The organism is Rhodobacter sp. NTK016B, from assembly GCF_017303295.1.
Taxonomy (GTDB): domain Bacteria; phylum Pseudomonadota; class Alphaproteobacteria; order Rhodobacterales; family Rhodobacteraceae; genus Pararhodobacter.
Map to the genome: position 1 here is coordinate 120,270 of NZ_JAFKOK010000004.1, position 14,086 is coordinate 134,355.

11 protein-coding genes are annotated in these 14,086 nt (G+C 64.2%); 9 read left to right on the forward strand and 2 right to left on the reverse strand.

The window, feature by feature from the left end; translation table 11 throughout:
- Window positions 1–43 precede the first annotated feature (43 nt).
- From JI664_RS06735 to JI664_RS06775, 9 genes are all read left to right on the forward strand, one after another.
- On the forward strand, window positions 44–1,294 hold the full coding sequence (locus JI664_RS06735; protein ID WP_207012967.1) for a Zn-dependent hydrolase: 1,251 nt from the start codon (window positions 44–46) through the stop codon (window positions 1,292–1,294).
- Window positions 1,295–1,404: 110 nt separating this feature from the next.
- Window positions 1,405–1,707 (forward strand): hypothetical protein, encoded by a 303-nt coding sequence (locus JI664_RS06740; RefSeq protein WP_207012968.1) that lies wholly within the window; start codon window positions 1,405–1,407, stop codon window positions 1,705–1,707.
- A gap of 16 nt (window positions 1,708–1,723) precedes the next feature.
- Window positions 1,724–3,178, forward strand: coding sequence for a dihydropyrimidinase (hydA, locus tag JI664_RS06745; protein WP_207012969.1), 1,455 nt, complete (start codon window positions 1,724–1,726; stop codon window positions 3,176–3,178).
- A gap of 2 nt (window positions 3,179–3,180) precedes the next feature.
- A complete protein-coding gene (locus JI664_RS06750) occupies window positions 3,181–3,600 on the forward strand; it encodes a VOC family protein (RefSeq protein ID WP_414707725.1) in 420 nt (139 codons plus the stop codon).
- A gap of 132 nt (window positions 3,601–3,732) precedes the next feature.
- Window positions 3,733–4,548, forward strand: a complete 816-nt coding sequence (locus JI664_RS06755) for an ABC transporter ATP-binding protein (RefSeq protein ID WP_207012970.1) — start codon at window positions 3,733–3,735, stop codon at window positions 4,546–4,548.
- Window positions 4,549–4,551: 3 nt separating this feature from the next.
- The gene (locus tag JI664_RS06760) at window positions 4,552–5,499 is read left to right on the forward strand and encodes an ABC transporter permease (protein WP_207012971.1); all 948 of its coding nucleotides are present in this window, start codon (window positions 4,552–4,554) and stop codon (window positions 5,497–5,499) included.
- 305 nt (window positions 5,500–5,804) lie between these two features.
- Window positions 5,805–6,605, forward strand: a complete 801-nt coding sequence (locus JI664_RS06765) for an ABC transporter permease (protein WP_349768698.1) — start codon at window positions 5,805–5,807, stop codon at window positions 6,603–6,605.
- 44 nt (window positions 6,606–6,649) lie between these two features.
- On the forward strand, window positions 6,650–7,642 hold the full coding sequence (locus tag JI664_RS06770) for an ABC transporter substrate-binding protein (protein WP_207012973.1): 993 nt from the start codon (window positions 6,650–6,652) through the stop codon (window positions 7,640–7,642).
- A gap of 453 nt (window positions 7,643–8,095) precedes the next feature.
- Entirely contained in the window at window positions 8,096–11,803 is a 3,708-nt protein-coding gene (locus tag JI664_RS06775) for a vitamin B12-dependent ribonucleotide reductase (RefSeq protein ID WP_207012974.1), read from the forward strand.
- 297 nt (window positions 11,804–12,100) lie between these two features.
- On the opposite strand, the gene JI664_RS06780 is transcribed toward JI664_RS06775, so the two are convergent.
- Window positions 12,101–13,027, reverse strand: coding sequence for an ABC transporter permease (locus JI664_RS06780; RefSeq protein ID WP_207012975.1), 927 nt, complete (start codon window positions 13,025–13,027; stop codon window positions 12,101–12,103).
- Window positions 13,020–14,030: an ABC transporter permease gene (locus JI664_RS06785; protein ID WP_207012976.1), complete on the reverse strand. Its 1,011-nt coding sequence runs from the start codon at window positions 14,028–14,030 to the stop codon at window positions 13,020–13,022. The genes JI664_RS06780 and JI664_RS06785 overlap by 8 nt, the downstream gene beginning before the upstream one ends.
- Between the last annotated feature and the right edge of the window lie 56 nt (window positions 14,031–14,086).

Genomic DNA, 14,086 nt, shown 5'->3' on the forward strand with positions numbered 1-14,086 from the left:
CCAGACCGCCGGGCCAATATGCGAATAGCCAACAGGAGTCACCATGACCGCGCCTGCCGCGAATATGCGCATCAACCCCGACCGTCTCTGGGACAGCCTCATGGAGATGGCCAAGATCGGCCCCGGCGTCGCGGGGGGAAACAACCGCCAGACGCTGACCGATGAAGACGGCGAGGGCCGCCACCTGTTTCAGCGCTGGTGCGAAGAGGCCGGGATGACCATGGGCGTCGATCAGATCGGCAACATGTTCGCCACCCGTCCGGGCGAAGATCCCGACGCGCTGCCGGTCTATATGGGCAGCCATCTGGACACCCAGCCCACAGGCGGCAAATACGACGGGGTGCTGGGGGTTCTGGGCGCGCTGGAAGCGGTGCGCACGATGAACGATCTGGGCATCCGGACCAAGCATCCCATCGTCGTCGTCAACTGGACCAACGAGGAAGGAACACGCTTCGCGCCGGCGATGCTGGCCTCGGGCGTGTTCGCCGGACGTCACGCGCTGGACTGGGCCTATGACCGCGTTGATGCCAAGGGCAAGCGCTTCGGCGACGAGCTGGAGCGGATCGGCTGGAAGGGCGAGGAAGAGGTCGGCGCACGCAAGATGCACGCTTTGTTCGAGCTGCATATCGAGCAGGGGCCGATCCTGGAAGCCGAGGGCAAGGATATCGGCGTTGTCACCCACGGACAGGGGCTGCGCTGGATCGAATGCACGGTGACGGGCAAGGACAGCCATACCGGCTCGACCCCGATGCATATGCGCAAGAATGCCGGGCGCGGTCTGGCCCTGCTTACCGAGCTGGTGCACGAGATCGCGATGAAGCATCAGCCCGGCGCGGTCGGCGCCATCGGGCATATCGACGTCTATCCCAATTCGCGCAACGTGATCCCGGGCAAGGTTGTGTTCACGGTCGATTTCCGCTCGCATCTGCCCGAGGTGCTGCACGGGATGGAGGCCGAGTTCTACGAGCGCGCGCCGGGCCTGTGCGAAGAGATCGGCGTGAGCCTGTCGACGCAGGTGGTGGGCCAGTTCGAGCCGCCCGCCTTCGACGAAGGCTGCGTGTCGAAGGTGCGCGCGGCGGCCGAGCGGCTGGGCTACAGCCATATGGATATCGTTTCGGGCGCGGGCCATGATGCCTGCTGGATCAACGATCTGGCGCCGACGGCGATGGTGATGTGCCCCTGCGTGGACGGGCTGTCGCATAACGAAGCGGAAGAAATTTCCAAGGACTGGGCCGGGGCGGGGACGGATGTGCTGTTGCACGCGGTGCTCGAAGCGGCGGAAGTGGTGAGTTGAGCGGTGGGGGGGGGCCAGCCCCCCGCACCCCCCGCCGGGAGGGTTTTCCACCCTCCCGGTCCCTCCCGGAGGATATTTAGAGAACAAAGATGGGGACAGGCGCAGCGGCCATGGGAGTTCAGATCGACGCCCTGATCGAGGCGGAGATTGCTGGGTTTGACGCCTCGTCGCGCGGGGGCGCCATGACGCTGCGGGACTTTCAGGCGCGGCGGGTGCGCAAGCATCGGGCGATCACTGTCAATTTCTCGGGCGGGATTACGCAGACCTGCTGGACGGTGGTGCGCTCGGACGGCTGCTACAGCGTGCTCTATGTACCCCGCGCGGGCTGTTTCACGCTCTGCGTGGACAGCGATTTCGGACCTTTAGACATAGGGGTGCACGGGCCGGCGCTGGCCTGTTTCGCCTCGGTATGAACCAACAGGAGAGACCATGAGCACCGTCATCAAGAACGGCACCATCGTTACCGCAGATCTGACCTATTCGGCAGATGTCCTGATCGAAGACGGCGTGATCATCGAGATCGGCAAGGGGCTGAAAGGGGATTCCGAGCTGGACGCCACGGGCTGCTACGTGATGCCCGGCGGCATCGATCCGCATACCCATCTGGAAATGCCCTTCATGGGCACCTATTCCACCGACGATTTCGAAAGCGGCACGCGCGCGGCGCTGGCGGGCGGCACGACGATGGTCGTCGATTTCGCACTGCCGAGCCCCGGACAGGGGCTGATGGACGCGCTGCAGATGTGGGACAACAAATCGACCCGCGCCAATTGCGACTACAGTTTCCACATGGCCGTCACCTGGTGGGGCGAGCAGGTTTTCAACGAGATGGAAACCGTGGTGCGCCAGCGCGGCATCAACACCTTCAAGCATTTCATGGCCTATAAGGGCGCGCTGATGGTGAATGACGACGAGATGTACGCGTCGTTCAGCCGTCTGGCCGAGCTGGGCGGCATCGCCATGGTCCATGCCGAGAATGGCGACGTGGTGGCCGAGATGACCGCCAAGCTGTTGGCGGCGGGCAATACCGGCCCCGAAGCGCATGCCTATTCGCGCCCCTCTCAGGTCGAGGGCGAGGCTACCAACCGCGCAATCATGATCGCCGATATGGCGGGCGTGCCGCTTTATGTCGTGCATACCTCGTGCGAGGAAGCGCATGAAGCCATTCGCCGCGCCAAGCAGAACGGCAAGCGGGTCTGGGGCGAGCCGCTGATCCAGCATCTGACGCTGGATGAGAGCGAGTATTTCAACGCCGACTGGGACCATGCTGCGCGCCGTGTGATGTCGCCGCCGTTCCGCAACAAGAAGCATCAGGACAGCTTGTGGGCCGGTCTTCAGGCGGGCACGCTGTCTTGCGTGGCCACCGACCATTGCGCTTTCTCCACCGATCAGAAGCGCTATGGCGTCGGCGATTTCTCGAAGATCCCGAACGGTACGGGGGGGCTGGAAGACCGCATGCCGATGCTCTGGACGCAAGGGGTCAGTACCGGGCGTCTGACGATGAACGAATTCGTGGCCGTGACCAGCACCAACATCGCCAAGATCATGAACATGTATCCCAAGAAGGGCGCGGTTCTGGTGGGCGCGGATGCGGATCTGGTGGTCTGGGACCCCGAGAAAGCGAAAACCATCAGCGCATCGAACCAGCAATCGGCCATTGATTACAACGTGTTCGAAGGGTTCGAGGTCAAGGGCCTGCCGCGCTTCACGCTGAGCCGGGGGCAGGTGGCCGTGCATGACGGCGAAATCCGCACCGAAGAGGGCCATGGCAAATTCGTCAAGCGCGAGCCCAAGGGCTCGGTCTCGACGGCGCTGTCGACGTGGAAAGAGCTGACCGCGCCGCGCCCGATCGAGCGCTCGGGCATCCCGGCGACGGGCGTCTGACGATGGCGGCGATGCTGAACGGGCTTCTCGAGGCGGCGCTTTATGTCGACGACCTCGACGCCACCGAAGCGTTTTATGCAGGCATTCTTGGCCTGCCGGTGGTGGTGCGCAAGGACGGGCGTCACGCGTTCTTTCGCGCAGGCGACAGCATCGTTCTGACCTTCATCGCCGAGGCCACGCGCGAGGTCGATCCGACCTCGACCCTGCCGGTGCCGACCCATGGCGCGACGGGGCCGGGGCATCTGTGCTTTGCCGCCGATGCCGCGCAGCTCGACCACTGGGCGCGGGCCTTGCCCGAGGCGGGCTTCCCGATCGAGGCGGATTTTCAATGGCCCAATGGTGCGCGCTCGATCTATGTGCGCGACCCGGCGGGGAATTCCATCGAATTCGCCGAGCCCAAACTCTGGGGCGTCGGTGCGTGATGGCGGCCCGCCGAGACTTTGTCTTGCGCGGAACACTGTGGCACCATCAAGCTTGGGGCGCGCGCCTGCTTTGCGCCCCGGGCCAATCAAAACAAAAGAACGGGGATGGACGATGACGGGAACACAATGGCGATGACGGACGCAACGAGTGCCCGCGCCGAGGACGCGTCCGCTGCGGTGATCGAGGCGAAGGGTCTCAACCTGACCTTCGAGACGAATGACGGGCCGGTTCACGCGCTCAAGGACGTGGATCTCACGATCCGAAAAGGCGAGTTCGTCAGTTTCATCGGCCCCTCGGGCTGCGGCAAGACCACGTTCCTGCGCACCATCGCGGATCTGGAATCGCCCACGGGCGGCACGCTGAGCGTGAACGGCATGACGCCCGAAGAGGCCCGCAAGGCGCGCGCTTACGGCTATGTCTTTCAGGCCGCCGGGCTTTATCCGTGGCGCACGATCGAGGCCAATGTGCGCCTGCCGCTCGAGATCATGGGCTATACCCGGCAGGATCAGGCTGCGCGGGTGCGCGAGGTTCTGGAACTGGTCGAATTGTCAGGGTTCGAGAAGAAATTCCCGTGGCAATTGTCGGGGGGGATGCAGCAGCGCGCCTCGATCGCGCGGGCGCTGGCGTTCGACGCCGACATCCTGCTGATGGACGAGCCGTTCGGGGCGCTCGATGAGATCGTGCGCGACCGCCTGAACGAGGAATTGCTGAAGCTCTGGGCGCGCACGCATAAGACCATCGGCTTCGTCACACACTCGATCCCCGAGGCGGTCTATCTGTCCACCAAGATCGTGGTGATGAGCCCGCGTCCGGGGCGGATCACCGATGTGATCCAATCGACCCTGCCCGCCGAGCGGCCGCTCGACATCCGCGACAGCCCGGAATTCATCGCCATCGCCCACCGCGTCCGCGAAGGACTGCGCGCGGGCTATGAGGACAATGTCTGAGCCATGCGCAACAGGTTTCCGGCTCTTGGCCCCGTCCTTGTCGTCGTCGCGGTGATCCTTGCGATCTGGTATGTCGCCGTGATCCCGATGAATGCGAAATGGGAATACGATCAGGCCGCGCGCAACGGGCGCGAGCTGGGTTTTGGCGAGATGGTCGCGCTGACCATGGCGCAGGATCGTCCCGTTCTGCCTGCGCCGCATCAGGTGGTGATCGGCGTCTATGAGCAAACCGTGGGCTGCGATGCCGTCGGGCGCCGGATGTGCCGCGCGACCACGCCGCTGACGCTGCAGGGCTTCGGCGAACGGATCACGGCGTCCTTCACCTCGAACCGCAGCCTGATCTACCATGCCGGCATCACGCTGAGCGCGACGCTTCTGGGCTTCCTGATCGGCACCGGCGGCGGGATTCTTCTGGCCATCGGTATCGTCTATAACCGGGCGGCCGATGCCTCGGTCATGCCCTGGGCGATTGCCAGCCAGACGATTCCGATCATCGCGCTGGCGCCGATGATCATCGTGGTGCTCAATTCCATCGGCATTTCGGGGCTCATCCCCAAGGCGATCATCGCCGCCTATCTCAGCTTCTTCCCGGTCGTCGTCGGCATGGTGAAGGGGCTTCGGGCGCCCGACGCTATGCAACTCGACCTGATGAAGACCTATTCCGCCGCGGGGCGTGATGTCTTCGCCAAGCTTCGGCTGCCGATGTCGATGCCCTATCTCTTCGCCTCGCTGAAAATCGGGATCGCGGCGGCACTGGTCGGCACCATCGTCGGCGAATTGCCGGTGCAGCAGGGCGGGCTGGGTGTCCGGCTGCTCTCGGGCAGCTATTACGGCCAGACGATCCAGATCTGGGCCGCGCTTCTGGTCGCGGCGATTCTGGCCGCGGGCCTTGTGGGGATCGTCGGCATGATCGAGCGGCGGGTGCTCAAGCGGATGGGGATGGCGGCATGAACGGGCTTTTCGCAATCGGCGGCGCCTATCTGCGGGTGCTGTTCTCTCTGGCCGTTCTTCTGACTTGCTGGCTTGAGCGCGGGGCAGGGGCGCAGCCCACCGATCTGGTCTGCTGGGTTCTGGTCGGTGCTGCGGTGCTGACATGGCTGTTCGACGAGGTTCCGGCGGGCGCGGCGCGCGCACTGCTGACCCTGTTGCTGGGCGTGGCGCTGTTTTTCGCGGGGCTGGAACTGGCCGTCGCGCAGACGGGCGGCGAGGGCGATGCGTTCTGGGCGGCCTTCGCGGCGGTCTGGCTGGGCGCTTGGGTGCTGGTGGCCTTCGTGGCCGAGCAGCCCGGCAAATCGGGCCTGTCGGCGCTGATCGCGCCGCTGCTGTTCGGCGTGACCATCCTGTGGGCGTGGGAGACGGCGGTGCATGGCCTCGGCGTGCCGCGCGTGATCCTGCCCGCGCCCAGCGAGATCGCCGGGCGGCTGGCAAGCTCGACCGACACGCTGTGGACCGATCTGGTGCAGACGTTCGGGCGCGGCGCGTTGTCGGGCTTCGTGATCGGCTGCGGCTCGGCCTTCCTGTTCGCGCTGGTGGTCGACCGCTATGCCTTCCTGCGCCGGGGGCTTTTGCCGGTCGGCAACTTTCTGGCCGCGCTGCCGATCATCGGTACGGCGCCGATCTTCGTGATGTGGTTCGGCTTCGACTGGCCTTCGAAAGCGGCGGTCGTGGTGGCGATGGTGTTCTTCCCGATGCTGGTCAACACGGTGCAGGGGCTGGCCGCAACCGACAGCATGCAGCGCGACCTGATGCGCACCTATTCGGCCAGCTGGTGGCAGACGCTGATCCGCCTGCGGCTTCCGGCGGCGATGCCGTTCGTTTTCAACGGGCTGAAAATTTGTGCGACGCTGGCCCTGATCGGGGCGATCGTGGCCGAGTTCTTCGGCTCGCCCACCTATGGGATGGGCTTCCGCATTTCCACCGAGGTCGGGCGCTTGCAGCTTCCGATGGTGTGGGCAGAAATCGCCGTAGCCGCGGCCCTCGGGTCGGCATTCTATGGCGTCTGGGCTCTGCTCGAACGGCGGGTGACCTTCTGGCACCCCTCGCAGCGCGGCAGATAATACCGACCCCACGAAGGGGACGGACAACAAGGAGGTTGATAACCATGAAAAAGATTACCCTCGCCGGTTTCGCATCGGCCCTCGCTCTGACCGCCGGCATGGCGCAGGCGCAGGACGCGGTGACGCTTCAGCTGAAATGGGTCACGCAGGCGCAGTTCGCGGGCTACTACGTGGCGCTTGAGAACGGCTATTACGACGAAGCCGGGCTCGACGTGACGATCCTGCCGGGCGGCCCAGACATCGCACCGGTTCAGGTGCTGATGGGCGGCGGCGCCGATGTCATGGTCGACTGGATGCCCTCGGCGCTCGCCGCGCGCGAGCAGGGCGCGCCGGTGGTCAATATCGCCCAGCCTTTCACGCGCTCGGGGATGATGCTGACCTGTCTGGCCGAATCGGGCATCACTTCGCCCGATGACTTCCCGGGCCGCACGCTGGGCGTCTGGTTCTTCGGCAACGAATACCCGTTCCTGTCGTGGATGGCGCATCTGGGCATCCCGACCGAGGGCGGCGAGGACGGTGTCGAGGTCCTGCGTCAGGGCTTCAACGTCGATCCGCTGCTGCAAGGTCAGGCCGATTGCATCTCGACCATGACCTACAACGAATACTGGCAGGTCATCGACGCGGGAATCACCGAGGATCAGCTGATCACCTTCAAATACGAGGATCAGGGCGTCGCGACGCTGGAAGACGGTCTTTATGTGCTTGAGGACAATCTCGAAGATCCGGACTTCGTCGACCGCATGGCGCGCTTCGTGGCTGCGTCGATGCGCGGCTGGGAATGGGCGGCCGAGAATCCCGAGGAAGCGGCCGAGATCGTGCTCGACAACGACCAGACCGGCGCTCAGACGCTTGAGCATCAGGTCCGCATGATGGGCGAGGTCGCGCTGCTGACCGAAGGCTCGACCGGCGCTCTGGACGTCGATGCCTATGAGCGCACCGTGGCAACGCTGCTGGGCGGCGGTTCGGACCCGGTGATCACCGCCGAGCCCGAAGGCGCATGGACCCATGCTGTCACGGATGCCATGAACGCCGAGTGAGGCTTTCGTGCATCACCGTTGCAAGACGACCGGGGCCCCGCGCGGGCCCCGGATTTTTTTTGCGCCGGGGTCCTGTGTGAGATTCGGGCGGCAAGGTGGCCGAAACACTGACAAACAAAAGGGCGTTAACCCATGAATCGGTGCACCCCTTGTGTGCAGTTCGATGGTCAAGCGCAAAATCCGGTGTCGCGTGCAAAGAATCGCGTTGACCATCCATGCCGATTTGCTGCAAGTTGTATGGGCCGACAACAGGGCCACTATATATAGTAAGGCTCGCCGAGGCAGGGACAGACCGAGCAGAATCGCACAAACCAACGAGGAATCGTGGTGGTCGGCGCGCATCCGAGCGCGCCGAGCGAGACACTTATGGCGAGAGTTCCAGCCGACCGCGGGCGCGTTCGTGCCGCAGTCCCTGTTGTCACTATCATTCTTAGGACACAGGGGACCGGGCCTATGAAAATCGAGCGCAAGTTTACGACCGAAGGTAAAGAGGCCTACGCGGCTCTCGCCTTTACGACCACGGTGTCGGAGATTCGCAATCCCGACGGCAAGATCGTGTTCCGCAACGATCAGGTCGAAGTCCCGCAGGGCTGGTCGCAGGTTGCGTCGGACGTCATCGCCCAGAAATATTTCCGCAAGGCCGGTGTCCCCGCCCGCCTGAAAAAGGTCTCGGAAAAGGGTGTGCCCGAATTCCTGTGGCGCTCGGTCCCCGACGAGAAAGCCCTGGCCGAGCTGCCCGAAGACGAGCGTTTCATCGGCGAAACCTCGGCCCGGCAGGTCTTTGACCGTCTCGCCGGCGCCTGGGCCTATTGGGGCTGGAAGGGCGGCTATTTCACCACCGAAGCCGATGCGCAGGCCTATTTCGACGAGATGCGCGTGATGCTTGCGCGTCAGATGGCCGCGCCGAACTCGCCGCAATGGTTCAACACCGGCCTGCACTGGGCTTACGGCATCGATGGCCCGTCGCAGGGGCATTACTACGTCGACCCGTTCACCCATAAGCTGGTGAAGTCGAAATCCTCGTATGAGCACCCGCAGCCCCATGCCTGCTTCATCCAGTCCGTCAGCGACGATCTGGTGAACGAGGGCGGGATCATGGACCTGTGGGTCCGCGAGGCGCGGCTGTTCAAATACGGCTCGGGCACCGGGACCAACTTCTCGAGCCTGCGCGCCGAGGGCGAGAACCTGTCGGGCGGCGGCCGTTCGTCGGGCCTGATGGGCTTCCTGAAAATCGGCGACCGCGCGGCGGGCGCGATCAAGTCGGGCGGCACCACGCGCCGTGCGGCGAAGATGGTGATCTGCGACATGGATCACCCCGATATCGAACAATTCATCAACTGGAAGGTCATCGAAGAGCAGAAAGTGGCCTCGCTGGTCGCCGGCTCGAAAGCGCATGAAGCGCGCCTGAACGAGATCTTCGAAGCGATCCGTACCTGGGACGGCTCGTCGGAAGACGCGGTCGATCCGGCGAAGAACCCGACGCTGAAAGCGGCGATCCGCTCGGCCAAGAAGGCGATGATCCCCGACACCTATACCAACCGGGTGCTGCAATACGCCCGTCAGGGGTACACCTCGATCGAATTCCCGACCTACGACACCGACTGGGATTCGGAAGCCTATGTCTCGGTCTCGGGCCAGAACTCGAACAACTCGGTTCGCGTCACCGATGCATTCCTGAAAGCCGTCAAGGAAGACGCCCCGTGGGAGCTTCTGCGCCGCACCGACGGCAAGGTCGCCAAGACCGTCTCGGCGCGCGAACTCTGGGATCAGGTCGGCCACGCCGCCTGGGCCTGCGCCGATCCGGGCATCCAGTTCCACGACACCGTCAACGCCTGGCATACCTGCCCGGAAGACGGGGCTATCCGCGGCTCGAACCCGTGCTCGGAATACATGTTCCTCGATGACACGGCCTGCAACCTGGCCTCGATGAACCTGCTGAAATTCTTCGACGGGCAGAAATTCGACGCCGAGGGCTATGTCCACGCCTCGCGTCTGTGGACCATCACGCTGGAAATCTCGGTGATGATGGCGCAGTTCCCGTCGAAAGAGATCGCGCAGCGTTCCTATGATTACCGCACGTTGGGTCTGGGCTATGCCAATATCGGCGGCCTGCTGATGAATATGGGTTTTGGCTATGACAGCGACGAAGGCCGCGCCCTTGCCGGTGCCCTGACCGCGATCATGACCGGCGTGAGCTATGCCACCTCGGCCGAAATGGCTGCCGAACTGGGCGCGTTCCCGGGCTACGAGCGCAACAGCGCCCATATGCTGCGCGTGATCCGCAACCACCGCCGCGCGGCCCATGGCCTGACCGATTTCGAAGCGGTCAATGTCACGCCCGTTCTTCTCGACGCGGCCAATTGCCCCGATGCCTCGCTGGTCGCTCTGGCGCGTACGGCCTGGGACGAGGCGCTGTCGCTGGGCGAACAGCACGGCTACCGTAACGCACAGGCCACCGTCATCGCGCCCACCGGCACGATCGGTCTGGTCATGGATTGCGACACGACCGGCATCGAGCCCGATTTCGCGCTGGTGAAGTTCAAGAAACTGGCCGGTGGCGGCTATTTCAAGATCATCAACCAGTCGGTCCCCGCCGCGCTGACGAAACTGGGCTACAAGCCCAGCCAGATCGAGGAAATCGTCGCCTATGCCGTGGGCCATGGCACGATCGGTCAGGCGCCGGGCATCAACCACACCGCGCTGATCGGCCACGGTTTCGGCCCCGCCGAGATCAAGAAGGTCGAAACCGCGCTGGCCACCGCCTTCGACATCCGTTTCGTCTTCAACCAGTGGACGCTGGGCGAGGAATTCTGCCGCGAGACGCTGGGCATTCCGCAAGCCAAGCTGAACGATCCGTCCTTCGACCTGCTCAAGCATCTGGGCTTCACCAAGGCGCAGGTCGAAGCGGCCAACGATCATGTGCTGGGCACGATGACGCTGGAAGGCGCGCCGCATCTGAAGCCCGAGCATTACTCGATCTTCGATTGCGCCAATGCCTGCGGCAAGAAGGGCAAGCGTTACCTGTCGGTCGACAGCCACATCCGCATGATGGCCGCCGCGCAATCGTTTATCTCGGGCGCGATCTCCAAGACGATCAACATGCCGAACACGGCCTCGATCGACGAGACGCTCGCCGCTTATGAGCTGTCGTGGTCGCTGGGCATCAAGGCCAACGCACTCTACCGCGACGGCTCGAAACTGTCGCAACCGCTGGCCTCGGCGCTGATCGAGGATGACGAGGAAGCTGAAGAGATCCTGCAATCGGGCTCGATCCAGGAAAAAGCGGCGGTGATCGCCGAGAAGATCGTCGAGAAGGTGATCGTCAAGGAAATCGCCCGGGGCCGCGAAAAACTGCCCGAGCGCCGCAAGGGCTATACCCAGAAGGCGATCGTCGGCGGCCACAAGGTCTATCTGCGCACCGGCGAATACGGCGACGGGCGTCTGGGCGAGATCTTCATCGACATGCACAAGGAAGGCGCGGGCTTCCGGGCGATGATGAACAACTTCGCCATCGCGGTCTCGGTCGGCCTGCAATACGGCGTGCCGCTGGAGGAATTCGTCGACGCCTTCACTTTCACCCGGTTCGAACCGGCGGGCATGGTGCAGGGTAACGAGGCGATCAAGAACGCGACCTCGATCCTCGATTACATCTTCCGCGAACTGGCGATCTCGTATCTCGACCGCACGGATCTGGCGCATGTGAAACCCTCGGGCGCGTCGTTCGACGATCTCGGTTCGGGCGACAAGGAAGGCCAGAAGAACGTGAGCCCGGTCTCGGACGACGCGGCCTCGCGCGGGCTGGAAGTGCTGCGCCAGATCTCGTCGACGGGCTATCTGCGCAAGCGCCTGCCGCAGGAGCTGGTGGTACTGCAGGGCGGCTCGTCGACGGTGAGCACCGTGTCGTCGGTCCAGCCCGTGGCGCGGACGGCGGATGGGTCGGCCGCCCCGCAACCTATCCCGCCGCTGGGCGGCGTCTCGGTCGGCGCGCGCTCGGAAACCTCGGTCGAGGCGGTCAGCGCGATGGGCATGGACGCCCGCACCAAGGCCAAGATGCAGGGCTATGAAGGCGATCCCTGCGGCGAATGCGGCAATTACACGCTGGTTCGCAACGGTACCTGCATGAAATGCAACACCTGCGGCTCGACCTCGGGCTGCAGCTGATCCGGCGGCCCAAGAGCCGGGGAAGCACGAAAGGGCCGGGGGAAACCCCGGCCCTTTTCTGTCGGAGGGCGGGGCGGCGCTCGGCCCCGTCGAGGGGCCTCGCGCCGCGCGGGGCCAGCCCCACGCCCCGCCGGAGGGGACGCACGCGCCCCCTCCGGACCTCCCCCGTGGATATTTCAGGATTAAAGATGTCTTGCGGGCGCGCATCTTTAATCCCGAAATATCCTCCGGGGGTGAATTTGCGCAGCAAAGAGGGGGGCGGAAAGCCCCCCTTGTTCGGTTGACCATTGTGGGCGTTCAGCGTCCGCGGATGCGGGGATCGAGGGCGTCGCGCAAGCCGTCGCCGATATAGTTCACGCTGAGCACAGTGAGCGAGATGAACACGCCCGGCAGCATTGCCCGGCCGGGATATTGCTGCAGGTAGTCGATCCCGTCATTCACCAACCGTCCCCATGTCGGAAAATCGGGGGGGAAGCCGAGGCCGAGGAAGCTGAGGGCGCTTTCGGTGATGATCGCGGTGGCGATCATCAGCGTGGCCGAGACCATCACCGGCGACAGCACGTTGGGCACGACATGGCGCAGGATCAGCCGTCGTGGCGGGGTGCCGATGGAACGGGCGGCGAGGACGTATTCGCGTTCTTTCAGCGCCAGCACGTCGCCGCGCACGACCCGCGCAGTCGGCATCCACGAGGTGATGCCGATGGCGGTGACGATGAGCAGGAACATCCCCGTCTCGACCCCGAAAGCCGACGAGAGCGGCTGGCGGAACAGCATCGACATGACCAGCAGGAGCGGCAGCAGCGGCAGGGCAAGGAACAGGTCGGTCATCCGCATCAGCAGCCCGTCGATGCGGCGGAAATAGCCCGCCAGCACCCCGATCCCGGTGCCGATCAGCATCGCCAGCCCCATCGCCACGATCCCCACCGCCAGCGACACCTGACCGCCCGACATCATCCTAGCCATGATGTCTCGCCCCAGCTGATCGGTGCCAAAGGGATGCGCCCAGCTCATGCCCTGATTGCGCGCGCGGATGTCGATATAGGTCGCGTCATAGGGCCAGATCAGCGGGCCGATGAAGCAAAACGCGATGATGGCGAGGAAGACGATAGAGCCCAGCAGCGCGCCGCGATGGATCTTGAACTGGTCCCAGACGTCCCACCACTGGTTGCGGGGCGGGCGGATCCGGGCGGTATCGGGGGCCGGTGTCGGGGCGGCGTCAGTCATAGCGGATCCTCGGGTCGAAGACGGCGTAGAGCAGGTCGGCGATCAGGTTGAACAGCACGATCAGGATCGCGAAGACCACCGAGAGCGTCAGCACCATGGGTATGTCAGTGGCGTAGATCGCGGTGATCAGCAGCTGACCCAGACCGTTCACGCGGAAGATCTGTTCGGTGATGATGGCGCCCGTGAAGATCTGCGGAATACCCAGCGCGATCACGGTGATGACCGGGATCATCGAATTGCGCAGCACGTGGACCAGCACGACAATGCGCTCGGTCAGGCCCTTGGCGCGCGCGGTGCGGACGTAATCCTGCGTGAGGTTGTCGAGCATCGAGGCGCGCATGAACCGGGTGATCTGCGCGGCGTTGTAGAGTGTCAGAACGAAGACCGGCATGGCCATCTGCCGCATCTGCAGCGCGAAGTTGTGCCAGCTGTCGACGACCAGCGTGGTGTCGTAGATGATCGGGAACCAGCCCAGCCAGATCGAGAAGATCAGGATCAGAAGCGGCCCGGTGAAGAAGGTGGGCAGCGAAAAGCCGACCATCGACACGAAGGTGCCGGCCTGATCGAACCACGAATATTGCCGGTAAGCCGAATAGATGCCGATCGGCAGGGCGACCATGATGCCGAAGAGATAGCTCAGCCCCACGACCCACAGCGTCTGCGGCAGGCGCTGCGCGATGATGTCGCCCACCGGCGAGCGGGTCTGGAAAGAGATGATCCGCTGGCTGTCGATGGCGAGGTTCTCGAGGCCGGTAATGCTGGCCAGCACATGGCTGGGCTCCACGACCGAGAACAGGTAGAGCCATTTGACGAAGCGGATGTACCACGGCTCGCCCAGACCCAGCGCAAGGCGCATCTGCTCGCGGACATCGGGCGGGATCGTCAGCGGCATGTCCGCCATCGGGTCGCCGGGCGACAATTCCAGCAGCAGGAAAATGGCCAGAGCGATGAACAGAAGCGTCGGGATTGCCAGCAGCAATCGTCGCATCGTGTAATTGAACATCGAGGGCAGCGCCTTTGAGCAAAGAGCGTGGGGCGCGCTCACGTCCGGGGGTGGGC